Source organism: Bradyrhizobium sp. PMVTL-01, assembly GCF_051861855.1.
GTDB lineage: Bacteria > Pseudomonadota > Alphaproteobacteria > Rhizobiales > Xanthobacteraceae > Bradyrhizobium.
In genome coordinates this window covers 6,462,530-6,488,722 of record NZ_CP193982.1, presented here as the reverse complement: position 1 = coordinate 6,488,722, position 26,193 = coordinate 6,462,530, and the positions used below count along the sequence as shown (strand labels likewise).

The window sequence follows — 26,193 nt, the reverse complement described above, 5'->3', positions numbered from 1 at the left end:
CAATCCTGGACCAAAATACGACGGCGAACCCGGAGGAAAATGAGGCGCTTTTGTGGCGAAGGGCGGAGCCGAACTGATTTCGCCGGCTCCGCTTCTCTAACGGTCACTCGCCCGGTGCGACGCGCAGCCGGTGCAATCGGCGCAGCTCGCCGGCGGCGTCCTCCATCAGCCTGTGCGCCGCCTCATGCTCCCGGCCGACGATGAAGCCCGATGCAAAAGCCTGCGCGCGTCGGTTGGCCGGCGGCGCTGTCAGCGCCGTCTCCGTCGCCAGCTCGCGATGCGTCATGAAGTCGTTGAGCGATCCCAGCGCGGATTGAGTCGCTTTGAGTTGGCCGGAGAGGCTAGCGAGCTGCCCCTGGTCGTGATCGCTGTAGAGACTCCGAAAGAAGTCGACGGCGTAACGGATCTTCTTGATCCTGATCCGCAGCTTGTGACGCTGCCTCGGGTCGAGATCGTCAAGATGCTTGCCCTGCTTGCGCGCCTTCCTGATCCGGCGGTCCAGCACCGCGGCGGCGTAAGCAGCAATCGACCGCTCGTCGTCGGTGTGGGACTGGGCGGTCTCGATCCACTCGATCAGGTCGATCAGCAGGCGGCGGTAGCGGGGCGATTCGACCGCCTCGCGGGCGCGCGCGAAGGCGGCCCTTCGCTCCGCGGAAAACTTCCTGGCGATCGCGCGAGCGCCGCGTTTCGGCACGCCCTGATCGGCGATCGGCCGAATGCTTTCATTGAGGAAGACGTCGATCTCGCGCGCGGGCGCCAGCTCGCTTGTGAGCCATTTGAGCTCGGCCTTGATCCGTTCCGTGCTGGCGCTCGGCAGGACGTCCGAGAACAGCGAGATCGCGGCTCGCAAGCGCCGTAGGCCGACGCGCATCTGGTGGACGCCTTCCGAATCCATGTCCCGCACCGGATCGGCATTCGCCGTAATCTGGCGAAGCGTCGAATGCGCGATCACGCCGAAGGCAATGCGCGGCGAGAGCTCGCATTTGAGTGCGATCGGCTCGGCGTGCTGCGCGCCTGCGCCGTTTCCCGTCACGAGCTGAAAGCCTCGCTCCGCTTTGGAGCGCAGATCGAGCTCGGCGCCCGTCCTGCGTTCGAGATTGCGCGCCAGGCGGAACAGATCGGCGACCTGTCCTGACTTCAATTCCAGCTCGAGCTCGGCGACCGGCCGCGAGCGCTCCCCGGCGCCGATGCGGCCACGGTCGATGGCGAGCTCGATCTGGCTCTTTCGCACCCGCCTTGCCTCGGTGGTGCGATGGATCTCGGTCTGAAAAACCGGTCGCAGCTTGCGTGGAAGCTTCTTGGACGCGAGGTCCGCAAGAGGCGTGTTCTTGATCTTCTTGAAGTCGGGCGTTGCGCCCGCGACCTCATGTTCCCATTCGCCGCGCGTCACGGTTCCGGAGCCGCCCGCCTTCACGGTCTGCACGTAGCGATCGCCAACCTTGCGGATGCGGAGCGTGAGACCGTGTCGCCTGAGCTTCTGCTTGCTGGTGTCGTAATAGGTCGACACCAGATCCTGCTCCGACCGGTCGCCGTGCCGTCCGTTTGAAGCTGCGGCCCGCAAGACGGATGACAACTTTCGCGGCGCAAGGCGGAATTTCAGTTCAGTTTCGGCATTCATCGGGCATGCTTCCGTTGCCCATTCAAGTGGTGCCAGCTCGAGAAGTTCCGGTGCAAAGGCATTTTGGATCGCGATGCGTCTGGCGGTGATTCACGTCGGCCCGTCATGGAAAATTCACGGAACTTGCCCCGAGAAAGGTCGTTGGCCGCCAATGGCGGGCGTCTCGAAGGATGGCCAAAGACAAATTGCCCCCATATGCGATGGCTTTGATGGCGACGGCGAAGCGCAGCCGGCCCGCCCGCGAGAGTGGCAGCAGCGCCTGGTACACATCACTTCAACTCCTCCAGCAGTCTTTGCGCCCCGTCGAGCAGCAGTCGCACCTGTCCCGCCTCGGCTCTGGCCGCTCGCGTGAACAGTCCATGCTTCAGCGCATTCTCGTTTCCCTTCCGGGCGCCGCTTCGCTGCGCGCCTCCATGCATGCGACATCGCTCCTTCCCGTGCCGGGCCGGGGCGCGGCACGTGCCGCCATCGCGCGTCCTCGCGCCGCAGCGAGGGCTCGACTGCATCGGGGCCGTGTTGCGGGCGTGGGCGCCGGTCATGGGTTTGCCCATTGCCTTGCCTCGCCCGCGCCTGTCTCCGCGACGAGCATGTTCCCATGCTGGGTCACGTTGCCGACGATCGCGCGTCCGCCGTCCTGCACGGACAGGTTTTGCACCGTGATCGCGCGTTCGTCGCTGTTGCGGTGGCGGCTCAGCGCCTCGACCTGGGCAGCGAAGGTGCGGGAGAGCCGGGTCAATGCGCGGGTGACGCTTTCCTGCTGCGGAAGGTCGTCGATGCAGGCGAGCCGGCAGGCGCAACGCATCGCCGCCATATGAACCGAGACCATCTGGGACACCAGCATGGCCTCGATGGAATCCTTCGGCGCGATGCTCCTGATCGTCGAGATCATGAAGGCGAGATTGGCCTCATCGGGCTTCTGTCCGATCGCGCTCGCCTTGACCAATTGCCGGAGCATTCCGTGCAGCGCGTCGCGGTCGACAGCACCGAGCGCCTCGGCCAGCAACCGCTCCCCGGCTTGCGGGTCCGGGTGGCTGATCGCAATGCGGCGCTTGTAGAGCTTGACCCGAGGGTTCGCGGCATCGCCGCTGCGATGGTTTGCCGCAAGCGGCGAGGCGATGTGGCGTTCGAGAGCTGTCGTCATGGGCCGTGTCCTTTGCTGACGCAGGCGCGCACGCGCGAGCGTTCGCCCGTCGCGCGCGGATGCGGATTTCGGAATGTCGATGAAGGGTTTATGCGCAGCCAGGTCGTGACATCCGTGGCCGGGTCGGCGGGGATGCTGACGATGGTTGCGATGGTGACATTATGCCCCTGTTTTGCCCGACGGGTCAAACGTCGTTGCGGAGCGTGCAAGTCCCCGTTCTTTCGCGAGCCGGCTACTGTGCATGGGGTTGTTTTCGCACGTTCTGTTTGCAAGCGGCCTTTGCCTGCCGCGCGGCGGAATGCGGCCGCGCAAACACGATTGCGGAATCCGGCGCGGCCGCTCATCATGGCTGCAGGCGCCGCACCAAGAAAGATGCACGAGCGGCGCGCGAGGTTGGGGAGAGAACGAATGCAACGGATGGCCCGCCTGCTGGCGCTCATCGCCGGACTATCCGCCGCGGCGCTGGCGACTGAGGCGCTCGCGCAGAAATATCCGTCCCGGCCGGTGAAAATCATGGTCGGCTTCAGCGCGGGTGGCCCCGTCGACGTCGTCGCGCGCATCGTCGGCGACCGGCTCGGCAACAAGCTCGGGCAGCCCTTCGTGGTCGAGAACCGCGCCGGCGCCAACGGCATGATCGCCGCCGAAGGCGTCGCGCGTGCGGACGCGGACGGCTACACCATGCTCGCCTGCAACTCATCCACCATCACGCTGAACAAGACGCTGTTCAAGGACATCCGCTACGATCCGGAAAAAGACTTCGCGCCGCTCACCACCGTCGTCTCGGCTCCGCTGGTGCTGGTGGTCAATCCGGAGAATCCCAAGACCGCCGACATCAAGACCGTCGCCGATCTCGTCGCGGCGGCGAAGGCGGCCCCCGGCGCGCTCGCCTACGGCTCGGGCGGCAACGGCAACCTCGCCCATCTCGCCATGGAGCTGCTCGCCCAGAAGGCCGGCATCAAGCTGATCCACGTGCCCTATCGCGGCGGCGCGGCTTCCGAGGTCGGCATCCTCGCGCAGGAGGTCCTGGCGGTGTTCGATCCGCTCTCCGCCGTCCCGCTGGTGAAGGCCGGCAAGCTGCGCGCGCTCGCGGTGTCCTCGGCCGAGCGGCTGCCGGCGCTGCCCGACGTGCCGACCGTCGCGGAGGCCGGCTATCCCGGCTTCGACATCTCGTTCTGGGTCGGCTTCTTCATGCCGAGGGCGACACCCGCGCCGATCCTCCAAACACTGCACCAGGAGATCGTTACTGCTGCGAAGGACCCGGCGGTCGCGGACAAGCTCGGCTCGCAGGGCGTCGTCAGCGTGCTGAGCCCGGCCGACTATGCCGCCAAGATCGCGAAGGAGACGAAGGAGCTTGCAGAGGTCGTCGCTGCCGCGAACATCAAGGCGGAGTAGGGGAGCTGGAGCCACAGGATCTGCTTGCGATAGCCGAGATCGTTCAGCAGCGGCGCGGGATCTCGATGTACGCGGCGCCTATCCGCCGCCCGCGACCTGAGCGAGGCGGTCGAGCAGCGGGCGTTGTCCTGCATTGATCTTCTGGTTCGCCTCTTCGACCGTGAACCATTCGGCGCGGTCGACCTCGGGAAACATTTGTCGCTTCCCGCTTCCCGGTGGCCATTCGATCTCGAACGTGTTGCTGCGAATGCTGCCGACGTCGATATCGAGCTCGGCCGCGAACGCGGTGACGATCTTGCCGCCGCGCTGCCTGATCTGACCAAGCGCGATCAGCGGCATCGTCACCGCAAGTCCCAGCTCCTCGGCAAACTCGCGCCGTGCGGTGATCTCTGCGTCCTCTCCGTCCGCGTATTCGCCCTTCGGGATCGACCATGCGCCGAGATCCTTGTTGCGCTAGAACGGCCCTCCCGGATGCACGAGCAGAACCTCGATAGCGTGGCGCTTGCGATAGGCGATGATCCCGGCGCTCTTGGATGGCATTGCAAGTTCCCTGCAGCCTAGGGTCGGGAAATCCTGGAACCGAGCTTCCCAACGCCGGTTAGTAACCAAAGTTGAACCGGCCAAAGGGAGACAAGCATGATCCGACTGTTAGCATCAACCGCATTGGGACTGGTCTTGGCAAGCGCCGCCTTTGCGCAATCGCCCGGCACGAACACGAAGTCCGAGCAGACGCCGCAATCCCAATCGAGTTCGGCAGCGCCGTCCACCACCTCGCCGTCGGGCGCGGCCAGCACGCAGCAGTCGCAACCGCAGCAATCACCGACGTCAGCGCAGAACACGCAGACCACCACGCCGTCGTCAGGAGCCAACGCCGGCTCCGGCACGTCCAATGCTGCCAACAGCACGGACACCTCCTCGCGGCCGCAAAGCGGGACGGCGAACTCGAGCACGACCGGGAACCAGCCGGCGACGCAACAGAGTGCCAATTCACCGGCAACGAACCAGGCGCAGGATCGGTCCAATCCGCCGCCGAACAACAGCAACCAGGCGCAGCAGGCCCCCAGCGCGACCGGAGCCAATCAGGCTCAGCAGGCGCCCAATGCGCCCGCTACCAATCAGGCGCAGGGTGAGCGGACGGGAACCGGTTCGCAGGCCGCCGCCCAAGGTGACGTCAATCTCAACCGCCAGCAGGAAACCAGGATCAGCGCCTCGATCTCGCACCTGAACGTCCGGCCGCTGACCAACGTCAATTTCTCGCTGAATGTCGGCACGGTGGTGCCGCGCGACATCCAGCTATCGACGCTGCCGCCCGACGTCGTCGAGATCGTGCCGCAATACCGCGGCTACAGCTTCGCGCTGGTGAAGGATCAGATCGTCGTGGTCGATCCTGCGACCTACAAGATCGTGACGGTCCTTCCGTATTCCGGGCAGTCCACCGCCACCACGACCACGCGCGAGCGCAGCGCCAGCAAGTTCTCTGATCGCGATCGGGAAGTGATCCGCAAGCATGCGAGGTCCCGCACCGAGGGACGGAGCGAAGCGCGGACCACCGGCAGCACCGCACGCACCGAGATTCATGTCGGTGACCGCGTCCCCGACACTGTCGACGTCGAGGAATTCCCGAGCACGGTGTACCGGGATGCGCCGGACCTGCGGGAATATCGCTACATCCATCGCGATACGCGGACCTATGTCGTCGAGCCACGCGAACGTCGCGTGATCGAGGAGATCGACTAGCCGCGATGGCAGTTGAAGCCGCTCAACCGAGCGGCTTCTTCATCCGCATCAGCTGGAGGAACGATCGCGCGATGCCACACGGATGGCACGCGCCTTCGCGCTCTTGCCGGCCGCGCGCGCCGCAATCATGCTGCGCGCCTTGCCGTGAGCCGAACCGCTCTTGCGCAACAGCGAGGCGAACCGCTTGCGCGCGCGGTTGGCCGAAAGGCGCGCCGCCAGCTGCTCGGCCTTGCGCATGATGGTGATGACCGACGGCGCCAGGTTGACCGGAACCCAGGCGACGTCCTTCGACTTGGACAGGCTGCCGATGCCTTCGCAGGGGGCCTCGCGCGGCAGGTCGATCCTGATTGCGAGGGCCTCCGAACGCTCGGTCCAGTCCTCAGCCCTGGTGCCGGTGATGATGCGGACATAGTCACGTGTCTCGCGCGGCAGCTCGCTTTCCCTGGCGAGCCATTTCTGGATGCGGCCGGGCCCTGCGTTGTAGGCGGCGGCGGCGAGACCGAGATTGCCGAAATCGTCGCGGAGCTTGCGCAGGAACTTTGCCGACGCCGGCAAGGCCTTCATGGCATCGAAGGGATCATCGAGCCCGACTTCGGCGGCTGTCTCCGGCATGAACTGCGCGACACCCTGCGCGCCGGCCTGGCTGACCTCGTTGGAACGAAAGCGGCTCTCCTGCCAGAGCAGGCGCGCGAAGAACGGCACGGGAATGCCGCTGGCCTCAGCCGCTTCCCTCAGCGCGCGGCAGAATTGGTCGGTCGGCGAAGCCGGTGCCTGCACGACGGTTTCGATCGCGCGTGGCGACTCGATCGTCTCCTCGTAAGCCGCGCGCGCATTCGCGAGCTCGATGGCCTGCACGCTCGCGAGGAAGAGATCGACCAGCGGAACCAGCGAAGGGGCGCGGTCGGACTTCGGAGTGGAATTGTCGAAGCTTGATGGCTGCCAGGAGGGTGGTGAGCCGACGTCGCACATCAGAATCAGGAACGCAGCGCAAGCCGCGACGAGAAATCGCATCTCGGTAAGAGTCCTCGAACTGTGGGGGAACGACCGGCGTCTGTGCCGGTGACGAGGACTTCATTAACCGCAATTGCGGCGAAGCTGCGATTCCGAAGGGCGCCCGGTGTTAATACGGTGTTCCCACGGCTGAACATGTGCGGTTGTCCCGCGGATCTACGGGAACCGTAGCGCTGTCACGCGTCGTGTGCGCAGACTGCAGCGCTTACGCCTTGGGGACATCCTTCCGCATCGCGATCTCGGCAGCATCGCCGGGCGACAGCACGGCCTCGTCGAAGGCGGCCCGCGGCTTCGTCATGATTGCCGGCGCGTCGTAGGCGATCGGCGATACCTCTTTGAACATGCGTCTGGTCCCGGCGTTAAGCTCAGCCGGCAATGAAGGCGAGCAGGGTGCCGTGGGCCTTGGCCGGCGGCACGCAGAGCGCTGCCCCGCTCCGCACCGCGGCTGACCCCAGCGCCTTCTCGGTCGCTGCGAGATCGCCACTGACGAGCGCCAGCGCCGCGCCTCCGCGCTCGGAGAGGCCGGCAAGCGGGACGCCGGGATACCGCTTGGCCAGCTGGTCCAGCGTCAGATAGACGAAGTCGGCGCGGTCGCCCCCCGAGGGCACGGTCACCGCGCCATCGGCTTCGGCCTTCGGCTCGCGGTCGATCAGACGCGCGAGGTGCGCGGCGTCCGTCGCCGGCTCGCGCGTTGCGATCAGCGTCTGCTTGATCCGCTTGGCCGCATTGGCGTGTTTCATCAGCTCGGGGATCCACACCGTCTCGCGGGTCTTGTGCTGGCAGGCGAAGATGCGCACGCCACCCGGCGCCTCCGCGGTCGGCCACATGAAGGTGCGGAATTTTGCTGCCGAGATCGTACCGTCAGGCAGCGTCACGGGTCGCTCGAAATCGGTGGGGCCGATCGGCGTCAGTCCGCGCGCGCGGATCTCCTCCGCGCCGGCGGCGCTGTCGATCGCGGTGAAAGCGATGCGCTCGATGCCTTCGCCGTGCCGCTCGACGAAGGCGCGGGCCGGCGCGTTGTGCTCGGTTGCCACGAGCACGCCGAGCAGCTCCATATAGTCGGGGTCGAACATGATGGTGTAGTTGCCGGTGCCCATATGTGCGCTGTGCGTGCCGCGCGGGGAGATGGTGAAGCCGAGCTGCCGATAGTTCTCGGCGGCCTTGTCGAGGTCTTTCACCATGACCACGGCGTGGTCGATACCGATGACGTTTTTGAGGGCCACTGTCCTTATCCCCGGGTGCAAGCCGATCGACCGCTGCGTCAGCGGCCGCCGTTCCTGTCTACGCCGGATGGGGGGTCAAGTCATTTTCAATTCGGTGCGAGAAGCGGAATTTCATTCCGCGAAATGCGGCATCGGCGCGCGACGGCCTCAGCGGGCCTGCTCGATATAGGCGGCGAGGATGGCACGCTCCTCGCTGGTCATTTCCGTGATGTTGCCGGGCGGCATCGCATTGGACCGTGCGGCGACGCGGCCGATCAGGCGGATGTTGCGATGGATGTGCTCGGGCGCGTCGAGCAGGATGCCCTTCGGTGCGGTGACGATGCCGGCCCAGACCGGCTCGGCCGCGTGGCACATGCTGCAGCGGGACATCACGATCTCCTCGACAGTGGCAACCGTGACCGGCGTCGACAATGCACCGGTCTTCACCTCGCGCGGGCCGGCGGCGGAGAGGAAGAGGATCGCGATCACGCCGATGGTGGCCACGCCCCACACCCACCATGGCGATTTGCGCCCGGCATGACCCTCGTTGAAGAAGTGGCGGATCACCGGTCCCAGCGCCAGGATGATCGCGACGATGATCCAGTTGAATTTTGTCGCGTAAAGCAGGGGATAGTGGTTGCTGATCATCAGGACGACCACGGGCAACGTCAAATAGTTGTTGTGGACCGAGCGCTCCTTGCTGGCCTTGCCGAGCTTCGGATCGGGCGCCTGTCCCGCAATCAGCGCCGCCACGATCTTCTTCTGGTTCGGGATGATCAGCGTGAAGACGTTGGCGACCATGATGGTGCCGATGATCGCGCCGATCTGGTTGAAGGCGCCGCGGCCGCTCAGCACATGGGTGAAGGCATAGGTGAGTGCGACCAGGAGCAGATAGCCGCCGATGGCGAAGGGCAGCTCGCGCTGGGCGAGCCCGGTGCGACAGGCAGCCTCATAGAGCAGCCACGCCAGCGCGAGGCTGAAGAAGCTGAAGAGGCCGGCCTGGAACGGCGTGAGATCGAGGATCGACTTGTCGACCAGGAACAAATCGGCCTCGAGATAATATACCACCACCATCAGCGCGAAGCCGGACAGCCAGGTGGTGTAGGCCTCCCATTTGAACCAGGTCAGTTCGTCCGGCATCTGGCTGGGGGCCACCAGATATTTCATGATCCGGTAGAAGCCGCCGCCATGGACCTGCCACGCCTCGCCCTGCACGCCGTCAGGCAGGTCGGCCTTCGGCTTCAGGCTGAGGTCGAGGGCGATGAAATAGAAGGAACTGCCTATCCAGGCGATCGCCGCCACCACGTGCAGCCAGCGCAGCAGCAGGCTCGCCCATTCCGATATGATGGATCCCCACATGATCACCCCACCAGGTGCGACCTGGACGCCGCTGCTTTGATGACTGCAACCGGCGGCCGCTCCCTTGCAATGTGTTGCACCTATCCGTGGTGTTTTCCAGTACGATAGGCCGGGACGGATGCACATCGTGCGGGCATGAGCTGATGTGGGATGCGGCAGGCGCTTTGCCTGTCGCAGACCCATTGCGGGGTGAGCAACCGCGTTGATGCGTGCGACGTGCTGGCCGGGAGGAAGACGACGTGAAAAACAGGACTTCGACCGCGGTGATGTCTGCGGCGATACTGGTTGCCGCTGGCGCAGGGGCTGAGCCGGTATTGCAGGGCAAGGACGCCTATGGCGATTGGCGGGCCGACAAGCCGGGTACGGTCAGGTTGATCCGGCCGCAGGATCTGGTCAGGCCCGGCGCCACGCGCTCGGTTGCGAGCTCCGCGCGCGTGGTGCCGCGGCCGCCGGATGCCTCGCCGCAAGTGCCTCCGGGTTTCAAGATCGAGCTGTTCGCTGAAAGCCTGCGTGCGCCGCGCATCATACGTGTGGCGCCGAATGGCGATATCTTCGTCGCGGAGACGCGGGCTGGCACCATCCGCGTGCTTCGTGCAGGAGAGGGCGGCAAGGTTGCGACTAGTGAGGTCTATGCCAGCGGCTTGCGACAGCCATTTGGCATCGCCTTCTTCCCGAACGGCGACAATCCGCAATGGGTCTACATCGCCAACACCGACAGCGTCGTCCGCTTTCCCTATCAGCCGGGCGATCTCAAGCCGCGCGGCAAAGTCGAGACGGTCGTTGCAAGCCTGCCGCATGACGGCGGCCATTCTACCCGCGACATCGTCTTCACGCCGGATGGCAAGCGCATGCTGGTGTCGGTGGGGTCGCTCAGCAATGTTGCCGAAGGCATGGGCACCCCGCCGGGAGGGATGGGCGCGTGGTCGAAGACGCAGCCGCTTGGCGCGACGTGGGCGAGCGAAACGGAGCGCGCCGCGGTGCTGGCCTTCACGCCTGATGGCAAGGAGCGGAAGATCTATGCCAGCGGCATCCGCAACTGCGTCGGCCTTGCGATCCAGCCGCAGACAGGTCTGCCCTGGTGCTCGACCAACGAGCGCGACGGTCTCGGCGACGATCTCGTGCCCGATTACGTGACCAGCGTGAAGGAGGGCGCGTTCTACGGCTGGCCGTGGTTCTATCTCGGCGGCAACCAAGACCCGCGCCACGCGGGCGCGCGCCCGGACCTCAAGGACAAGGTGACGGTGCCCGACGTGCTGATCCAGCCGCACTCGGCCTCGCTCGGCATGGCGTTCTACCAGGGCACGCAGTTTCCGAGCGAGTACCAGGGTGACGCTTTCGCCGCCGAGCACGGCTCCTGGAACAGGTCGAAGCGCACCGGCTACAAGGTGATCCGCATCCGGATCAAGGACGGCAAGCCGACCGGCGAGTATGAGGATTTCGTCACGGGGTTTGTGGTGAGCGACACGGAGGTGTGGGGGAGGCCGGTGGGCGTAGCCATTGCAAAGGATGGATCGCTGCTGGTGTCGGAGGATGGCAACGGCACGATCTGGCGAGTGACATATTCACGCTGAGCGCGCCTGCTCGCCTCTCCCCGCGTGCGGGGAGAGGCCGACGCGCGCAGCGCGGCGGGTGAGGGGGACTCTCCACGAGTCCATCTGCCACCGTCCTCGCGGAGACTCCCCCCGCCCCAACCCTCTCCCCGCAGGCGGGGAGAGGGAGAGTAACGAACTACCCTCGCCTCACACTCGCGCCACCATCCACCGGCAGCGTCACGCCCGTTATGAAGTTCGCCTCATCCGACGCCAAGAACAGCGCGGCGTTCGCGACGTCCCATCCCGTGCCCATCTTCCTGCGCAGCGGCACCTTGCTGTCGCGTTCGGCCTCGACCTCCGCGCGGGTCTTGTGCCATTCGCGGGCGCGGGTATCGACCGCCATCGGTGTGTTCATCAGGCCGGGCAGGATGACGTTGGCGCGGATGCCGTATTCGGCGTTCTGGTAGGCGAGCTGTTCGGTGAAGGCGATCATCGCCGATTTGGTCGCCTTGTAGGCGACGTAAGGATAGGTGGTGATCGCCGCCATGGAGGAGATGTTGATGATGGCGCCACTCTTTTGCGCGCGCATGATCGGGATCACCTCTTTCGCCGCCAGGATGCAGCTCTTCAGATTGATGGCCACGACGCGGTCGAATGCCTCCTCGGTCAGCTGCAGCAATTCGGCATCGCCGCCGGAGAGACTCACGCCGACATTGTTGTGCAGCACGTCGATCCTGCCCCAGCGCGTTTGCGCGTCATTAATCATCGCCTTGATGTCGGCGGCCTTCGTCACGTCGGCCTTGAAGGCGGCGGCGGTACCGCCTTTTGCGGTTATCATCGCAACAGTTTCCTGCGCCGAGTCCAGGTGGTGATCGACGCACAGCACCCTGGCGCCTTCGCGCGCGAAGGTCAGCGCGGTGGCGCGGCCATTGCCCATGCCTTCGCCGGGGCTCTGGCCGGCGCCGACGACGATGGCAACCTTGTCCTTCAAGCGCATCTCAGCTCCCTCCCTGGATCGGTCCATCTCATTATTTTCGTGCAGATTAGCAATGGCCCCGACCGGCGAGAAGGGCGCCGCTCCCGGGTTCATGTCATTGACATCACATGCAATTGCATGCTGCGGCGGGCTCAACGGGCATGGCTGCCCTTGCGCTTCAGGAACCGTTCCGAAGTCGCGGCGTTTGTTGCGGAGCCTTTTCCGCGCTAGGCTCCCTCCTGGGGCTTCCCAATCGCCAGTGGCTTGCCGATGAATCTGCTCGACCCACAAGGGCCCGTGGCTGCGGCCAACAGCACCATCCTGGTCGATTCCGTCTTCATCATGCTCGTGATCGTGGTCCCGACCATCGTCGCGATCCTGGCCTTTGCGTTCTGGTTTCGCGCATCCAATACAAAAGCGCGCTTCCAGCCGGACTTCGTCTATTCCGGCCGCGTCGAAATGGTGGTGTGGTCCATACCTGCGCTGACCGTCATCCTGCTCGGCGGTGTCGCCTGGATCGGCTCGCACCAGCTCGATCCCGCTGCGCCCGTGCCGGGGACCGGCAGTCCGGTGCGTATCCAGGCCGTCTCGCTCGACTGGAAATGGCTGTTCATCTACCCGGACCAGCGCATCGCGACCGTCAACACGCTGACGGTGCCGGCCGGCGCGGAGCTGAATTTTCAGCTGACGTCGTCGAGCGTGATGAACACGTTCTTCATCCCGCAGCTCGGCAGCATGATCTACACCATGAACGGGATGGTGACGCGGCTGAACCTGCGCGCGGACAATGAAGGCAAGTTGCAGGGCCTGTCGGCGCATTTCTCCGGCGACGGTTTTCCCCACATGATGTTCGACGTCAACGTGATCTCGCCGCTGGCGTTTCCCGACTGGGTCGCGACCACGGCGAAGAGCGATGCCGTGCTGAACGAGGCTAGCTACAAGACATTGATGCAGCAGGGCATCGAGCGGGCCCGGCCGACCTATCGCCTGGAAGATCCCCGCCTGTTCGACCTGATCGCGACCCAGCACATTCCCCCAGGTCCTGGACCGGAGCTCGCATCCGGGGCCGGCCGGCCGCACAGTGGAGGCCACGATGCTCGGTAAGCTCGACTGGTCGGCCATTCCGTTCGATCAGCCCATTCCGCTCGTCGCCGGCGCGGTGGTGCTGGTTGCGATCCTCGCCGTGCTGATCTGGGTCGTGGTGAAGGGGCATCTGCCCTATCTCTGGCATGAATGGATCACCAGCGTCGATCACAAGCGCATCGGCGTCATGTACATCCTGCTGGCCTCGGTGATGCTGCTGCGCGGCGGCAGCGACGCCATCATGATGCGGATCCAGCAGGCGGTCGCCTTCCAGTCGCAAGGCTATCTGCCGCCGGAGCACTACAACCAGATCTTTTCCGCGCACGGCACCATCATGATCTTCTTCGTGGCGATGCCGTTCGTGATCGGGCTGATGAACCTCGTCGTGCCGCTCCAGCTCGGCGTCCGCGACGTCGCGTTCCCGACTCTCAATTCGGTCGGCTTCTGGCTGACCGCGACCGGCGCGCTGCTGGTCAATGTCTCGCTGGTGGTCGGCGAGTTCGCGCGCACCGGCTGGCTCGCCTTTCCGCCGCTCTCCGGGCTGTCCTATTCACCCGGCGTCGGCGTCGACTATTACGCCTGGTCGCTGCAGATCTCGGGCGTCGGCACGCTGGTCGCCGGCATCAACCTCGTCACGACTGTGCTGAAGCTGCGCACAAGGGGCATGAACTATCTGCGCATGCCGATGTTCTGCTGGACCACGCTGGCCTCGAACCTCCTGATCGTCGCCGCGTTTCCGATCCTCACCGCGACGCTCGCGATGCTGCTGCTCGATCGTTACCTCGGCTTCCACTTCTTCACCAACGAAGCCGGCGGCAACGTCATGATGTTCATGAATTTGATCTGGGCCTGGGGGCATCCGGAGGTCTACATCCTCGTGCTGCCGGCCTTCGGCATCTTCTCCGAGGTAGTCTCGACCTTCTCGGGCAAGGCGCTGTTCGGCTACCGCTCGATGGTGCTTGCGACCATGGCGATCTGCGTCGTCTCCTTCATGGTCTGGCTGCACCATTTCTTCACGATGGGGGCCGGGCCGGACGTGAATGCCATCTTCGGCATCGCCAGCATGATCATCGCGATACCGACCGGCGTGAAGATCTACAACTGGCTGTTCACGATGTATGGGGGCCGAATCCGCTTCGCGACGCCGATGCTGTGGTCGGTTGGCTTCATGGTCACGTTCATCATCGGCGGCTTGACGGGCGTGCTGGTCGCCGTGCCGCCGGCGGACTTCATGCTCCACAACAGCATGTTCCTGGTAGCGCACTTCCACAACGTCATCATCGGCGGCGTGCTGTTCGGGGCCTTCGCCGGCTTCGAATACTGGTTTCCGAAGGCGTTCGGTTTCCGCCTCGACGAGCGCTGGGGCAAGGCCGCGTTCTGGCTCACCTTCACAGGCTTCTACATCACCTTCATGCCGCTCTACATCGCCGGCATGCTCGGCATGACCCGGCGCCTGCAGCATTATGACGTCGCGGCCTGGCGGCCCTGGATGATCGTCGCGGCAATCGGCATGGCCGTGCTGAGCATCGGGGTGATCTGCCAGATCATGCAACTCGTGGTCAGCATCCGCAATCGCGAGGCGCTGCGCGATCGCACCGGCGATCCCTGGGACGGCCGCTCGCTGGAATGGGCGACGTCCTCGCCGCCGCCGGTGTTCAATTTTGCCTTCCATCCCGATGTTCGCGGTGAGGATGCCTATTGGGATATGAAGACCCGCGCCCAGCAGCAATCGCTCGAGCATGACGTGCCCGAGTACCAGGACATCGAGATGCCCCGGAACTCGCCGACCGGGTTCGTCTGTGCGTTCTTTGCCACCATCATGGGCTTTGCGCTGATCTGGCACATCTGGTGGATGGTGATCCTGGGCGGCCTCGGCGCGTTCGCGACCTTCGTCGTGTTCGCCTGGCGCGACCATGACGAATACGTCATTCCCGCCGAGGAGGTCGCCCGGATCGATCGCGTCAATCTCGAGGAGCGGCGCAGCCTCGTCAGCATGGCGGGAGCGGTCTGATGTCGATGACAGCAGCCGTCGGTCATGCGCACGCCGATCCCCATCACATCGGCATCGTCATCGAGCATCCCGGGCCCGCATCGAAGCGGATCGTCACTGCCTACGGTTTCTGGGTCTTCCTGCTTTCCGACATCGTGATGTTCTCCTGCTTCTTCGCGGCTTATGCCGTGCTTTCCGGCCAGACCGCGGATGGCCCGAAGGGCTCGGAAATCTTCGAGCAGCGGAACGTCGCGATCGAGACAGTCTGCCTGCTACTCTCGAGCTTCACCTGCGGGATGGCCAGCATCGCCGCCGACGTGCGCAACCGGTTCTGGTTCTATCTCGGCATGGCCGTGACCTGCGTGCTCGGCGTGATCTTCCTCGTCATCGAATTCCGCGAATTCGCCGATCTCGTCGCGCGCGGCTATGGCCCCTCGCGCAGCGCCTTCCTGACGTCGTTCTTCTCGCTGGTCGGCTGCCACGGCCTGCACGTCTCGGCCGGCGTGCTCTGGCTGCTCACCATGATGGCCCAGGTCTTCGCAAAGGGTTTTCGCGCCGACGTGTTGCGGCGGATGATGTGCTTTGCGCTGTTCTGGCACGCGCTAGACATCATCTGGGTCGGAGTATTCTCCGTCGTCTACCTGCTTGGGGGTGCCGCATGAGCGATCAGACCCATATTCCGACCGGGCACGATCTGGCGCCGGGCGAGGAAGAGCAGCATAGCGTCGGTGAGCGGATCCTGGGTTACGTCGTCGGCCTTGTGCTCGCGCTGTTGCTCACGGCGACGTCGTTCTTCATTGCCGGCACCGATCTGGTCTGGCAGCCTTCGATCCCGGTCGCGCTGATCGTTCTGGCGATCGCGCAGATGGGCGTGCATCTGGTGTTTTTCCTGCACATCACCACGGGGCCTGATAACACCAACAACGTGCTGGCGCTGGCCTTCGGGCTGCTGGTCGTCTTCCTGGTGGTCGGCGGCACGGTCTGGATCATGTCCCATCTGAACGGCAACATGCCGCCGATGGACCAGATCATGCGGATGCGAACGTAGGGACCCCCAAAAAGAAGAGCCGCTTGTTGTGACAAGCGGCCCAAGTCTAGGGAGGAAACGCCCGAGCAAAGACAATCCGATGAGGATCGTCTGCCAAGGAAGCGCTCGCGCAAAGCGCGTGCGCACTTTGATAAGTGCAGCAACTCCCGCCGAAGTTCAATTCCGGAGCAATACGGTCTCGGACTACCACTCACGCGTGCGTGAAGCCAATGATTCACTTTGGCCGGCGGCAATTGTAGGCCTTGCGGAAGCCTGCGGCCTGGGCGTCGTCCTCGGAGCAGAACCAGCGGTCTGGCTTGGTGGTCGCCGGATAGCTCGGGCATCCCCGCAAATGATAGATGCCGATATTGCCGGTGACGTGCGCACGCACCGCGAGCTTGCCCTTGATGCTGCAGCTCGGCGGCATCGTCAGCTCGTCCGGAAACAGCACGGCGCGGATCTCCTTGTCGCGGTCGGCGCGGCAGGCGGCGCCCAGCAGCGCACCGTCTCTCTTGCCGCTGCGGAATTCTTGCGGTGCAACAAAGCAGCCTTTCCAGATCCCGGTCGAGGCCGTCTTCGCCTCGGTCGCCGCCGGCTTGACGTTGGCCTTGATCGGTTCGCGGGCGATGGCATAGCCGAGCTTGACCAATTGCTCGTTCAAGGTCGCCTTGTCACCCTCGGCCGTGCAGATGGCGCGGTGGCGCTTGCCAAAGCTCTTTTCCGGCCCGACATCGTCGCAGCGCACGGAGCGCTTGTTGATCAGCTTCGTCAGCTGGTCGCGGGCCTCGATGCCGCAGCTCCAGGGATCGGCGTGATCGTCGATGCAGACCTGGTCCAGCTCGGGCGCGTCGACACCGTCGAGCCGGTAGGTGACGTCGCCGAGCTGGATCGAGTTGCCGTCGCGGACCGTCGCAGCGGCGGTCAGGGCGGAGGCGGGGCTCGAAGTGCCCGCAAAGCCGGACAAGGCGCAAAACAAAACGAGCGTAAAAGCGCGGGCGGCGGCAAAGAAAATTCGGAACGACATAAGGTCTCGCTATCGATGGCTCGTGCGCCCTGTTCCTAGCATCCGGACGTGGCGATACCAATGGTCTGCGCCCTGCGAAGTGCGACATTCCGGCCGCGCAGCTTTACTCGGCCGAGGCTCTCCCCCTATCGTTCGCCGGCCTCGCGGGCGAAAGGCCGAATCGCCCGGTAAGCGGCGAGGGGAGGAAAAGGCTGCGATGAAAGACCCCGTGGACGTCCTGATCATCGGCGCCGGCGCATCGGGCGCGGCGGTGGCGTGGTCACTGGCCGAGACCAGGATGCATATTCTCTGCCTCGAGCAGGGCGGCTGGATGAACCCGGCGGAATATCCCAGCACGGGCCGGGACTGGGAGGCCAAGTTCTACGGCGAGTGGTCGTCGAGCCCCAACGTCCGGGGCCGGCCCGAGGACTACCCGATCAACGATGACAATTCGCCGATCAAGGTCGTGAATTACAATGCCGTCGGCGGTTCGACCGTGATGTACACCGCGCACTGGCCGCGGCTGCATCCGTCCGATTTCAAGGTGAAGACGCTCGACGGCGTCGCAGACGACTGGCCGGTCGATTACGACGCGCTGACCCCGTTCTTCGAGGAGAACGACCGCATGATGGGCACGTCGGGGCTCTCAGGCGATCCGCTGTCGCCGTTGACGCATCCGCCGATGCCGCAGCAGCCGATGGGATTGTCCGGCGCGATCATCGGCAAGGCCATGAACAAGCTCGGCTGGCACTGGTGGCCGTCGGACACCACGGTCGCGACCATGGATTATGAGGGCCGGGCGCGCTGCATCAATCTCGGCCATTGCACGCCGGCCTGCGCGCAAGGCGCAAAATCCTCCACCGACATCACCTATTGGCCGCACGCGATCCGCGCCGGCGTCGAGCTGCGCACCCATTGCCGCGTGCGCGAGATCACCACCGACGAGAACGGCATGGCTTCGGGCGTGGTCTATTACGACAAGGACGGTGTCGAGCAGTTTCAGCCCGCGCATGTCGTCATCATCGCCTGCAACGGCGTCGGTACGCCGCGACTGCTGCTGAACTCGGCGTCCTCGCGCTTCCCGAACGGACTTGCCAATTCGTCGGGGCTCGTCGGCAAGAACCTGATGTTCCATCCGTATGCGCAGATCTACGGCTACGTGAACGAGCCGACCGACAGCAATCGCGCACCGCCGACCTGCCTGTGGAGCAAGGAATGGTATGACACCGACCTGTCGCGCGGTTTCGTGCGCGGCTACGGCGTCCAGTTCGTGCGCGGGGCAGGGCCGGTGTTCGAGGCCGTCGTCAGCGAGCAGAAGGGCATTCTGCCCTGGGGCGAGGATCATCATCGCGTCTTCCGCAAGCTCAACGGCCACCGCCTGGGTTTCTCCGCCATTTGCGAGGACCTGCCGGAGGAGCACAATCGCGTCACGCTCGATCCCGTGCTGAAGGACAGCCACGGCATTCCCGCGCCGAAGATCGACTACACGATCTCTGAGAACAGCCGGAAGATGATGGAGCATGCGCTGGCGCGCGGCCGCGAGTTTCTCGAGACGGCGGGTGCGAGCGACATCTGCGTCAACTCGCCGATTCCCTGGGGCGGCTGGCACCTGCTCGGCACGGCGCGGATGGGTACCGACCCCGAGCGCTCCGTCGTCAACGAATGGGGCCGCTCGCACGACGTGAAGAACCTCTTCATCGTCGACGGGAGCATCTTCGTCACCTCCGGCGGCGTGAACCCGACCTCCACCATCCAGGCCCTCGCGCTCTACATCGCCGACCAGATGAAGCAGCGCCTCGCCAATTTGTTCGACTGATCATGATGTGGATCCAAGCGAGCTCCGATCTCGGCGCACCTCTCCCGCTTGCGGGAGCGGTCGGCGCGAAGCGCCGGGTGAGGGTTCTCTCCTCTGGGGGAATCCCTCCGTGAGACACCCTCTCCCCAGCCCTCCCCCGCAAGCGGGGGAGGGAGCCCACCGTCACCTTAGCCGCAACGTTTCGACGCGAGGATGCCATGACTGATCAGCCCACCCTCACGCCGCGGCAGCGCCAGGACTTGCGCGCCATCGCTGCGATGATCATTCCACCGAGCGAGGAATATCGCGTCCCTGGCGCCGATGACGAGATCATCCAGGCCGACATCCTCGCAACCCTCGGCCGGGATACCAGGCCGGTCGTGGCTGCGCTCGACCATCTGGCGCGGCTCGCGGGGCTGCCGCTCGCTGACCTCGCGCCCGACGCGCGCGACGGCGTTGCCCAGCAGTTCCGCAGCGCTGGCGGAGTCGCCGCCGCGACCCTCGTTCGCGTCGTCCTGCAATGCTACTACCGCGACGACCGCGTGCTGCGTTCGCTCGGGCTGGAGCTGCGCGCGCCGTTCCCGAAGGGCCATGTGCTTCCGGACGGCGACTGGTCGCTGCTCGATCCGGTCAAGGCAAGGGCAGGCACGCTGCGGCGGGCGCCCTAGCCACTTGGGCAGTCCACTGGGCAGTCCAGCCTTGCGCTCCAGGCGGGTCCTTGCGGTGGAGGGAACAGGCCACCATCTGTGTGAGCCTCAAGGACTCTTGCCATGCTGGATTTCACATCAGATGTCGCCGGTGACGCACCGTCATCGCGAACGACAGCGGCCGCCCCGGCTGACGACGGGGCGCTGCTGGACGCCTATTCCAATGCCGTGATCGACGTCACCGACCGCGTCGGCCCAGCGGTCGTGCGCGTCGAGACCGGGCCCAAGGTGCCGAACGGCCGCGAGCGCGGCGGGCTCGGCTCGGGCATCGTGATCTCGCCGGACGGGCTCGTCCTCACCAACAGCCACGTGGTCGGCTCGTCGAAGGAGATCCGGCTGCGCGACGTCGCGGGCCATGTCGGCGATGCCCGGGTGCTCGGCGTCGACCCCGACACCGACCTTGCGCTGCTGCGCGCCAATGGGGTGCGCGACTTGCCCTACGCCGCGCTCGGCAACTCCAAGAGCCTGCGGCGTGGCCAGCTCGTGATCGCGATCGGCAACCCGCTCGGCTTCGAATCGACCGTGACGGCCGGCGTGGTCTCGGCGCTCGGCCGCTCGATCCGCTCGGTCAGCGGCCGCACCATCGAGGACGTGATCCAGACCGATGCCGCGCTCAACCCCGGCAATTCCGGCGGGCCGCTGGTGTCGTCGAATGCCGAGGTGATCGGCATCAACACGGCCATCATCAACGGTGCGCAGGGCATCTGCTTTGCGGTCGCCAGCAACACCGCGCAATTCGTGCTGTCGGAGATCATTCGCCACGGCTATGTCCGCCGCGCCTATATCGGCGTCGCCGGGCAGACCGCGCCGGTGCCACGGCGCCACGCGGTTGTCGCCGGCGTCGAGAACAAGATGGGCGCGCTGCTGATGCAGGTCGAGCCTGACGGCCCCGCGGCGAAGGCGGGTCTGTTGCCCGGCGACGTCGTGATCAGGCTCGACGGCGTGGAGATCAACGGCGTCGACGACCTGATCCGCGTGCTCGACCGCGACCGGATCGGCCGGCGGCTTGTCATGGACGTGCTACGGCTAGGCCGCCTGCGGGCCTTCGATATCGACCCGATCGAGCGCAAACCGCAGCGCTAGCTGCAAGCTTTCGGGCGAGCTATGACGGTGTCATGCCTAGACTCCGGACACCTGCCGCATGATGCCGGCGCACGAGACCTACGACGTCATTGTCATCGGCGCTGGAGCCGGTGGCATGACGGCCGCTGCGGTCGCCGCCGCCGAAGGTCTGCGCGTACTGGTGATCGAGAAGACCGCCTTTGTCGGCGGCACCACCGCCTGGTCCGGCGGCATGGTCTGGATCCCCGCCAATCCCAAGATGAAAGAGGCGGGGCTCTCCGACAGCATCACCGAAGCCGTCCGGTATTTGTCGAACACGGTGCCCGAGCCCGCCAATGCCGGCCTGCGCGCGGCCTTTCTCGCCCGCGGGCCGGAGGCCGTCGCCTGGCTCGAAGCCAACACCGAAGTGCGGCTCCAGCCCGTGACGGTCTATCCGGACTATTATCCCGAGCGGCTGGGCGCGACATCGGGCGGCCGTGTGCTCGAGCCGGTGGCTTTCGACGGCAGGCGGCTGGGCCGGGCTCTCGCACGGCTGCGGCCGCCGCTGCCGGAGTTCATGCTGTTCGGCGGGATGATGGTCAACCGGCTCGACATTCCGCATCTGCGACACGTCGGAAAATCTCTCCGTTCGACCTTGCGCGCGGCGCGGCTGGTTTCCGCATACGCGTTGCAGCGGCTGCGATCGCCGCGCGGCACCACCCTGCATCTCGGCAACGCGCTCGCCGCGCGGCTTTACGCCTCGCTCCTGGCGCGGCCGGTTGAGATCCTCTTCAGCGCAGATGTCGAGGATCTGTCGATGCAGGGCGATCGCGTCGCGGGCGTAGTGATCCGCCATGGCGCCCGTGATCGCCTGATCGCCGCGCGACGTGGCGTGGTGCTGGCGACCGGCGGCTTCTCGCACGACGCTGTTTTGCGCAAACGCTTTTTCCCGTCGGCCGCCGGATTGGTCTCGGCGGCCAATAGAGCAGCCACCGGTGATGGGCTTCGGCTTGCAGTCACGGCCGGCGCCGCGCTCAACACGGACGCGACCAGTCCAGCCTATTGGGTGCCGGCCTCGCTGTTCCGCCGCGCCGACGGCAGCCGCGGCGCGTTCCCGCACATGGTGACCGACCTCGCCAAGCCCGGCGTGATCGCCGTCAACGCCGCGGGTCGACGCTTCGTCAACGAGGCGCTGTCCTACCACGAGTTCGTGCTCGGCATGCTGCGCGATGGCCAGGGCGAGGTGGACCGGCCATTTTACCTCGTCTGCGACCGCGCGTTCCTCTGGGCTTATGGTCTTGGTCGCATCAAGCCGTTCACGCGCAAGATCCGGCGGTATCTGGCGGGCAGTGAACTGGTCGAAGCGCCTGACATCGCGCAACTGGCGGGGAAGATCGGCATCAAGCCATCCACGCTTTCGGCAACGATTGCGGCCTATAACGAAGGTGCGAAGGAGGGGCGCGATCCCGAATTCGGCCGCGGCAGCACCATCTATCAGCGCCACCTCGGCGACGCCGCTCACAAGCCCAATCCCTGCGTTGCGCCGATCGTCCGCGAGCCGTTCTTCGCGATGCGGATCTATCCCGCCGACCTCGGCACCGCGATCGGCATGAGGGTCGACGCGCAGGCCCGCGTGCTGCGCGAGGACGGCACGCCGATCACGGGCCTCTATGCCTGCGGCAACGACATGGGCTCGATCATGAACGGCAATTGTCCGGGGCCGGGCATCATGCTCGGCCCGGCGCTGACGTTCGGGTATATCGCGGGACGGCATCTGGCGGAGGGGGCGGCGATGGCGTCGAGTGGCGCGAAAGCGTCTGTCTGATAGTTGTCTCCGCCGTATCCACCACCTCCGTCATTGCCAGCGAAGCAATCCAGAATCCTTCCGCGGAGGCAGTCTGGATTGCTTCGTCGCATGAGCGTAAAATTTCTGCGCAATTTGTCGCGAGCTCCTCGCAATGACGGGGAGAGGCTCGCGCCTAACGGCTACTCCGCCGCGGCCGCAAAGCGGCTGTTCTCCAGTTCCGCCTCGAGCCGCGCCTTCTCGGCCGCCGCCAGCTTGATATTGGCTTCCTTGACGTGCCCGAAACCGCGGATCGTTTCCGGCGCGCGCGCGAGCCGTGCCAGCAGCGGGATCTGTTCCGCCTTCAGCCCGGCGACCCGCTGATCGATCATGGCAAAATAATCCTCCATCAGCTTCCGCTCGGTCCGCCGCTCCCGGGTGCGGCCGAACGGATCGAACGCGCCGCCGCGCAGGAATTTGAGCCGGGCCAGCACGCGGAAAGCGAGGATCATCCAGCCGCCGAACTCCTGCTTCTGCAGACGCCCGGTCGCCTTGTCGCGCTTGGCGAAGATCGGAGGTGCAAGGTGGTATTTCAGCGTGAAGTCGCCGTCGAATTTTTCGGACACCTTGTTTGCAAAGCTGCCATCGGTGTAGAGCCGCGCGACTTCGTACTCGTCCTTGTAGGACATCAGCTTGAACAGGTTCTTCGCCACGGCTTCCGTCAACTCGGTGGACGCGGGAGAGGCAGCGCTCTCCGCCTTGCGCACCTTGGCGACCGCAGCGAGGTAGCGGTCGGCGTAGGCTTTGTCCTGATAGCCGGTCAAAAACTCAGCGCGCGTCGCGATGATGTCCTCGAGTGATTTCGCCGGCGCGGACGCCCGGGCCTTGAACTGCAGCACGCTGCGGACCCGCGACATGTCGTGGGCCGCAAGGCGGCCCCAGGTGAAGGCGAGTTTGTTCATCTCGATCGCGGCGCCGTTGATCTCGATGGCGCGGAGCAGGGCCTCCTGCGACAGCGGGATCGCGCCCTTCTGGAAGGCGAAGCCGAGCATGAAGGGGTTGGTGGCGATGCTGTCGCCCATCAGCGCGGCGGCAATTCCCGTGGCGTCGATGATGTCGAGGTTCTTGTCGCCGACAGCGTCGCGCAGCACGGTCTGCATCGTGCCCATCTCGAAGTCGAGATCGGGATTCTGCACGAAGCTGGCGGTCGGCTGCAGATCGGCGTTGATATAGGCCTTGGTCACGCCGCGCTCGGCGCGGCTGAGCGCAGTCGGGCCGGCCGAGACGATCATGTCGCAGCCCAGGATGACATCGGCGCCGCCGGCGGTGATGCGCACCGCCGAGATGTCCTCCGGCTTCGGCGCGATGCGCACATGGCTCATCACCGCGCCGTTCTTCTGCGAGAGGCCGGTGAAATCGAGGGCCGTGCAGCCGCGACCATCGACATGGGCGGCCATGCCGAGCAGCGCGCCGATGGTGATGACGCCGGTGCCGCCGATGCCGGTGACGAGGATGTTGTAGGGTCCGTCCAGCTCGCGCGCCTGCGGCAGCGGCAGATCGGCGAACAGCTGGCCCGAATCTACGGCCGAGGTCTTCATCCGCTTCAGCGTGCCGCCATGCACGGTGACGAAGCTCGGGCAAAAACCCTCGACGCAGGAAAAGTCCTTGTTGCAGTTCGACTGGTCGATTTGCCGCTTGCGGCCGAACTCGGTCTCCAGCGGCTGCACCGAGACGCAGTTGGAAGCCTGCGAGCAGTCGCCGCAGCCTTCGCAGACCAGCTCGTTGATGAAAGCGCGCTTGGCGGGATCGGGATAGAGGCCGCGCTTGCGGCGGCGGCGCTTTTCAGCGGCGCAGGTCTGGTCGTAGATGATGATCGTGAGGCCCTTGATGTCGCGCAGCTCGCGCTGCACGGCATCGAGCTCGCGGCGGTGATGGATGGTCGCACCTTGCGGGAAGTAGTTGCCCTCGGGGTATTTCGAGGGATCGTCGGAGACGATCGCAAGCCGCTTGACGCCTTCGGCCCAGACCTGATGCGCGATCTGCGCGACGTTGAAGCTGCCCTCGGCCGGCTGTCCGCCGGTCATCGCGACGGCGTCGTTGTAGAGGATCTTGTAGGTGATGTTGATGCCGGCAGCGGAGGCAGCACGGAGCGCCAGCAGGCCGGAATGAGTGTAGGTGCCGTCACCGAGATTCTGGAAAATGTGCTTCTCGGTGGTGAAAGGCGACTGGCCGATCCAGTTCACGCCCTCGGCGCCCATATGCGAGATCAGGTCGGTTCGGCGGGTCGGCATGCTCAGGGCCATGCCGTGGCAGCCGATGCCGGCCATGGCGCGGCTTCCTTCCGGCACGCGCGTCGAGGAATTGTGCGGGCAGCCCGAGCAGAAGAACGGCGTGCGCGCCAGCTTGATCGGCGTGCTCGCGGTGACCGGATTGTCGAACGCCTCGAGCCGGGCGAGGCGCTGCTCCAGCACCGGGCTGTGATGGCCGAGCTTGCGCAGCCGCGCGACGAGGGCGGAGGCAACGATCGTCGGCGTCAGCTCGCCTTCGCTTGGCAAGAGCGGCGCGCCGCGCTCGTCGCGCTTGCCGGTGACGGTCGGGCGCTTTGAAGCATCGGTGTTGTAGAGGATGCGCATCAGCTGGTCTTCGATGAAGCCGCGCTTCTCCTCGACCACCAGCACGTCCTGCAGACCTTCGGCGAAACGCTTCGCGCCGCTTTCCTCCAGCGGCCAAGTCAGCGCGACCTTGTAGATGCGAAGGCCGAGATCCTGCGCGTCCTTGTCGGTAATGCCGAGATCAGCGAGGGCCTGGCGCAGATCGAGATAGGCCTTGCCGGTCGCGACGATGCCGAGCCTTGCGGGCTTGGAATCGAGCACGATGCGGTCGAGCTGGTTGGCGCGGGCGAAGGCCTGCACCGCCTCCATCTTCGGCCCGAACAGGCGTCTTTCGGCTTCCAGCGGCGGATCGGGCCAGCGGGTGTTGAGGCCGCCGGGCGGCATCTCGAAATCATCGGGCAGCTTGATCTGGATGCGCTCGGGGTCGCTGTCAATCGAGGCCGAGCTCTCGACGGTCTCGCTGATCGCCTTGAAGCCGACCCAGCAGCCGGAGAAGCGCGACAGCGCGAAACCGTAGAGCCCAAGATCGAGATAATCCTGGAGCGTGGCCGGATTGATCACGGGAATCAGCGCCGCTGCAAACACCTGCTCGCTCTGATGCGCCAGCGTAGAGGACTGGCAGCCATGGTCGTCGCCGGCGAGCGCCAGCACGCCGCCATTGAGCGAGGTGCCGGCCGCGTTGGCATGCTTGAGCGCATCGACCGAGCGGTCGACCCCGGGGCCCTTGCCGTACCAGATGCCGAACACGCCATCGACCTTGGCGCCGGGGAACAGGCCGACCTGCTGGCTGCCCCAGACCGCGGTTGCCGCGAGGTCCTCGTTCAGTCCCGGGACGAAGGCGATGTCCTGCTGTTGCAGGAAAGACTTCGCGCGCCACAGCGCGTGGTCGTACATGCCGAGCGGGGAACCGCGATAGCCGGAGATGAAGCCGCCGGTGTTGAGACCCTGGAGCCGGTCGCGTTCGCGCTGCAACATGGGCAGGCGGACCAGGGCCTGCGTGCCGGACAGGAATATCCGCTTTGATTCGAGCCGGTATTTGTCGTTCAGCTCGACCTGCATCAGCGTCATCTCAGGAGTCCTTGTCGTCGTGGCTCGGCGGGGATTTTGCGCCGCGGAAAAAGGTGCGGGCGTGCGAAGCGGGACTTGCCAGTCAAAAGCATGGACCACCGAAGTCAATATCGCTG

Annotated in this window: 21 protein-coding genes and 1 pseudogene; 11 read left to right on the top strand and 11 right to left on the bottom strand. The window is 65.4% G+C overall.

What is annotated here, in order from left to right; genetic code table 11:
* Nucleotides 1-103: 103 nt before the first annotated feature.
* The 3 genes from ACRQ5Q_RS31335 to ACRQ5Q_RS31325 form a co-directional block, all read right to left on the bottom strand.
* Complete coding sequence (locus ACRQ5Q_RS31335; RefSeq protein WP_439393808.1) at nt 104-1,618, bottom strand: CYTH and CHAD domain-containing protein; 1,515 nt, start codon at nt 1,616-1,618, stop codon at nt 104-106.
* A 269-nt stretch (nt 1,619-1,887) separates the two neighbouring features.
* Nucleotides 1,888-2,124, bottom strand: a complete 237-nt coding sequence (locus ACRQ5Q_RS31330) for an HGGxSTG domain-containing protein (protein ID WP_439399910.1) — start codon at nt 2,122-2,124, stop codon at nt 1,888-1,890.
* A 29-nt stretch (nt 2,125-2,153) separates the two neighbouring features.
* A complete protein-coding gene (locus tag ACRQ5Q_RS31325) occupies nt 2,154-2,759 on the bottom strand; it encodes a hypothetical protein (RefSeq protein ID WP_439393806.1) in 606 nt (201 codons plus the stop codon).
* Nucleotides 2,760-3,167: 408 nt separating this feature from the next.
* Between ACRQ5Q_RS31325 and ACRQ5Q_RS31320 the strand changes: the two genes are divergently transcribed.
* Complete coding sequence (locus ACRQ5Q_RS31320) at nt 3,168-4,151, top strand: Bug family tripartite tricarboxylate transporter substrate binding protein (protein ID WP_439373975.1); 984 nt, start codon at nt 3,168-3,170, stop codon at nt 4,149-4,151.
* Nucleotides 4,152-4,229: 78 nt separating this feature from the next.
* On the opposite strand, the pseudogene ACRQ5Q_RS31315 reads toward ACRQ5Q_RS31320, so the two are convergent.
* Nucleotides 4,230-4,691 (bottom strand): annotated as a pseudogene (locus tag ACRQ5Q_RS31315) (NUDIX domain-containing protein).
* Nucleotides 4,692-4,787: 96 nt separating this feature from the next.
* Between ACRQ5Q_RS31315 and ACRQ5Q_RS31310 the strand changes: the two are divergent.
* Nucleotides 4,788-5,888: a DUF1236 domain-containing protein gene (locus ACRQ5Q_RS31310; RefSeq protein WP_439373977.1), complete on the top strand. Its 1,101-nt coding sequence runs from the start codon at nt 4,788-4,790 to the stop codon at nt 5,886-5,888.
* Nucleotides 5,889-5,936: 48 nt separating this feature from the next.
* Here the strand turns inward: ACRQ5Q_RS31310 and ACRQ5Q_RS31305 are convergent, their stop codons facing one another.
* The 4 genes from ACRQ5Q_RS31305 to ACRQ5Q_RS31290 all read right to left on the bottom strand — a co-directional run bounded on the left by ACRQ5Q_RS31305 (nt 5,937) and on the right by ACRQ5Q_RS31290 (nt 9,460).
* Nucleotides 5,937-6,899: a lytic transglycosylase domain-containing protein gene (locus ACRQ5Q_RS31305; protein WP_439393804.1), complete on the bottom strand. Its 963-nt coding sequence runs from the start codon at nt 6,897-6,899 to the stop codon at nt 5,937-5,939.
* A 205-nt stretch (nt 6,900-7,104) separates the two neighbouring features.
* Entirely contained in the window at nt 7,105-7,242 is a 138-nt protein-coding gene (locus tag ACRQ5Q_RS31300) for a hypothetical protein (RefSeq protein WP_439373979.1), read from the bottom strand.
* 22 nt (nt 7,243-7,264) lie between these two features.
* Nucleotides 7,265-8,122 carry a VOC family protein gene (locus ACRQ5Q_RS31295; RefSeq protein WP_439393802.1) on the bottom strand — a complete coding sequence of 286 codons (858 nt, stop codon included), beginning with the start codon at nt 8,120-8,122 and terminating at the stop codon, nt 7,265-7,267.
* Between the two features lie 147 nt (nt 8,123-8,269).
* Complete coding sequence (locus ACRQ5Q_RS31290; protein ID WP_439393800.1) at nt 8,270-9,460, bottom strand: urate hydroxylase PuuD; 1,191 nt, start codon at nt 9,458-9,460, stop codon at nt 8,270-8,272.
* A 239-nt stretch (nt 9,461-9,699) separates the two neighbouring features.
* Here ACRQ5Q_RS31290 and ACRQ5Q_RS31285 point away from each other — a divergent pair, with 239 nt between their 5' ends.
* A complete protein-coding gene (locus tag ACRQ5Q_RS31285; RefSeq protein ID WP_439393798.1) occupies nt 9,700-11,031 on the top strand; it encodes a PQQ-dependent sugar dehydrogenase in 1,332 nt (443 codons plus the stop codon).
* A gap of 157 nt (nt 11,032-11,188) precedes the next feature.
* On the opposite strand, the gene ACRQ5Q_RS31280 is transcribed toward ACRQ5Q_RS31285, so the two are convergent.
* A complete protein-coding gene (locus ACRQ5Q_RS31280) occupies nt 11,189-11,989 on the bottom strand; it encodes an SDR family NAD(P)-dependent oxidoreductase (RefSeq protein WP_439373982.1) in 801 nt (266 codons plus the stop codon).
* A gap of 249 nt (nt 11,990-12,238) precedes the next feature.
* On the opposite strand from ACRQ5Q_RS31280, the gene ACRQ5Q_RS31275 reads away from it, so the two are divergent.
* From ACRQ5Q_RS31275 to cyoD, 4 genes are read left to right on the top strand one after another with little or no spacing between them, the layout of a single operon-like run.
* Nucleotides 12,239-13,072 carry a cytochrome ubiquinol oxidase subunit II gene (locus tag ACRQ5Q_RS31275; protein ID WP_439373983.1) on the top strand — a complete coding sequence of 278 codons (834 nt, stop codon included), beginning with the start codon at nt 12,239-12,241 and terminating at the stop codon, nt 13,070-13,072.
* Complete coding sequence (gene cyoB / locus ACRQ5Q_RS31270; protein ID WP_439373984.1) at nt 13,062-15,062, top strand: cytochrome o ubiquinol oxidase subunit I; 2,001 nt, start codon at nt 13,062-13,064, stop codon at nt 15,060-15,062. Before ACRQ5Q_RS31275 ends, cyoB begins: the two co-directional genes overlap by 11 nt.
* Nucleotides 15,062-15,703 (top strand): cytochrome (ubi)quinol oxidase subunit III, encoded by a 642-nt coding sequence (locus tag ACRQ5Q_RS31265; protein WP_439373985.1) that lies wholly within the window; start codon nt 15,062-15,064, stop codon nt 15,701-15,703. Before cyoB ends, ACRQ5Q_RS31265 begins: the two co-directional genes overlap by 1 nt.
* Nucleotides 15,700-16,089, top strand: coding sequence for a cytochrome o ubiquinol oxidase subunit IV (cyoD, locus tag ACRQ5Q_RS31260; RefSeq protein WP_018646144.1), 390 nt, complete (start codon nt 15,700-15,702; stop codon nt 16,087-16,089). Before ACRQ5Q_RS31265 ends, cyoD begins: the two co-directional genes overlap by 4 nt.
* Before the next feature lie 214 nt (nt 16,090-16,303).
* Here cyoD and ACRQ5Q_RS31255 read toward each other — a convergent pair whose 3' ends face one another.
* A complete protein-coding gene (locus ACRQ5Q_RS31255; protein WP_439393796.1) occupies nt 16,304-17,092 on the bottom strand; it encodes a thermonuclease family protein in 789 nt (262 codons plus the stop codon).
* Nucleotides 17,093-17,288: 196 nt separating this feature from the next.
* Between ACRQ5Q_RS31255 and ACRQ5Q_RS31250 the strand changes: the two genes are divergently transcribed.
* The 4 genes from ACRQ5Q_RS31250 (at nt 17,289) to ACRQ5Q_RS31235 (ending at nt 22,439) form a co-directional block, all read left to right on the top strand.
* Nucleotides 17,289-18,887, top strand: a complete 1,599-nt coding sequence (locus ACRQ5Q_RS31250) for a GMC family oxidoreductase (RefSeq protein ID WP_439373987.1) — start codon at nt 17,289-17,291, stop codon at nt 18,885-18,887.
* Nucleotides 18,888-19,084: 197 nt separating this feature from the next.
* A complete protein-coding gene (locus ACRQ5Q_RS31245) occupies nt 19,085-19,534 on the top strand; it encodes a hypothetical protein (RefSeq protein WP_439393795.1) in 450 nt (149 codons plus the stop codon).
* A gap of 102 nt (nt 19,535-19,636) precedes the next feature.
* Nucleotides 19,637-20,656 carry a S1C family serine protease gene (locus ACRQ5Q_RS31240; RefSeq protein WP_439393793.1) on the top strand — a complete coding sequence of 340 codons (1,020 nt, stop codon included), beginning with the start codon at nt 19,637-19,639 and terminating at the stop codon, nt 20,654-20,656.
* A gap of 58 nt (nt 20,657-20,714) precedes the next feature.
* Entirely contained in the window at nt 20,715-22,439 is a 1,725-nt protein-coding gene (locus tag ACRQ5Q_RS31235) for an FAD-dependent oxidoreductase (protein WP_439393791.1), read from the top strand.
* 161 nt (nt 22,440-22,600) lie between these two features.
* Here ACRQ5Q_RS31235 and ACRQ5Q_RS31230 read toward each other — a convergent pair whose 3' ends face one another.
* Nucleotides 22,601-26,077, bottom strand: a complete 3,477-nt coding sequence (locus ACRQ5Q_RS31230) for an indolepyruvate ferredoxin oxidoreductase family protein (protein ID WP_439393789.1) — start codon at nt 26,075-26,077, stop codon at nt 22,601-22,603.
* Nucleotides 26,078-26,193: the final 116 nt, after the last annotated feature.

Excerpts from the sequence above, each read along its gene's own strand:
- ACRQ5Q_RS31335 (WP_439393808.1), bottom strand. The coding sequence starts at position 1,618 with ATGAATGCCGAAACTGAACTGAAATTCCGCCTTGCGCCGCGAAAGTTG.
- ACRQ5Q_RS31330 (WP_439399910.1), bottom strand. The coding sequence starts at position 2,124 with ATGCAGTCGAGCCCTCGCTGCGGCGCGAGGACGCGCGATGGCGGCACG.
- ACRQ5Q_RS31325 (WP_439393806.1), bottom strand. The coding sequence starts at position 2,759 with ATGACGACAGCTCTCGAACGCCACATCGCCTCGCCGCTTGCGGCAAAC.
- ACRQ5Q_RS31320 (WP_439373975.1), top strand. The coding sequence starts at position 3,168 with ATGCAACGGATGGCCCGCCTGCTGGCGCTCATCGCCGGACTATCCGCC.
- ACRQ5Q_RS31310 (WP_439373977.1), top strand. The coding sequence starts at position 4,788 with ATGATCCGACTGTTAGCATCAACCGCATTGGGACTGGTCTTGGCAAGC.
- ACRQ5Q_RS31305 (WP_439393804.1), bottom strand. The coding sequence starts at position 6,899 with ATGCGATTTCTCGTCGCGGCTTGCGCTGCGTTCCTGATTCTGATGTGC.
- ACRQ5Q_RS31300 (WP_439373979.1), bottom strand. The coding sequence starts at position 7,242 with ATGTTCAAAGAGGTATCGCCGATCGCCTACGACGCGCCGGCAATCATG.
- ACRQ5Q_RS31290 (WP_439393800.1), bottom strand. The coding sequence starts at position 9,460 with ATGTGGGGATCCATCATATCGGAATGGGCGAGCCTGCTGCTGCGCTGG.
- ACRQ5Q_RS31280 (WP_439373982.1), bottom strand. The coding sequence starts at position 11,989 with ATGCGCTTGAAGGACAAGGTTGCCATCGTCGTCGGCGCCGGCCAGAGC.
- ACRQ5Q_RS31275 (WP_439373983.1), top strand. The coding sequence starts at position 12,239 with ATGAATCTGCTCGACCCACAAGGGCCCGTGGCTGCGGCCAACAGCACC.
- cyoB (WP_439373984.1), top strand. The coding sequence starts at position 13,062 with ATGCTCGGTAAGCTCGACTGGTCGGCCATTCCGTTCGATCAGCCCATT.
- ACRQ5Q_RS31265 (WP_439373985.1), top strand. The coding sequence starts at position 15,062 with ATGTCGATGACAGCAGCCGTCGGTCATGCGCACGCCGATCCCCATCAC.
- cyoD (WP_018646144.1), top strand. The coding sequence starts at position 15,700 with ATGAGCGATCAGACCCATATTCCGACCGGGCACGATCTGGCGCCGGGC.
- ACRQ5Q_RS31255 (WP_439393796.1), bottom strand. The coding sequence starts at position 17,092 with ATGTCGTTCCGAATTTTCTTTGCCGCCGCCCGCGCTTTTACGCTCGTT.
- ACRQ5Q_RS31250 (WP_439373987.1), top strand. The coding sequence starts at position 17,289 with ATGAAAGACCCCGTGGACGTCCTGATCATCGGCGCCGGCGCATCGGGC.
- ACRQ5Q_RS31245 (WP_439393795.1), top strand. The coding sequence starts at position 19,085 with ATGACTGATCAGCCCACCCTCACGCCGCGGCAGCGCCAGGACTTGCGC.
- ACRQ5Q_RS31240 (WP_439393793.1), top strand. The coding sequence starts at position 19,637 with ATGCTGGATTTCACATCAGATGTCGCCGGTGACGCACCGTCATCGCGA.
- ACRQ5Q_RS31235 (WP_439393791.1), top strand. The coding sequence starts at position 20,715 with ATGATGCCGGCGCACGAGACCTACGACGTCATTGTCATCGGCGCTGGA.
- ACRQ5Q_RS31230 (WP_439393789.1), bottom strand. The coding sequence starts at position 26,077 with ATGACGCTGATGCAGGTCGAGCTGAACGACAAATACCGGCTCGAATCA.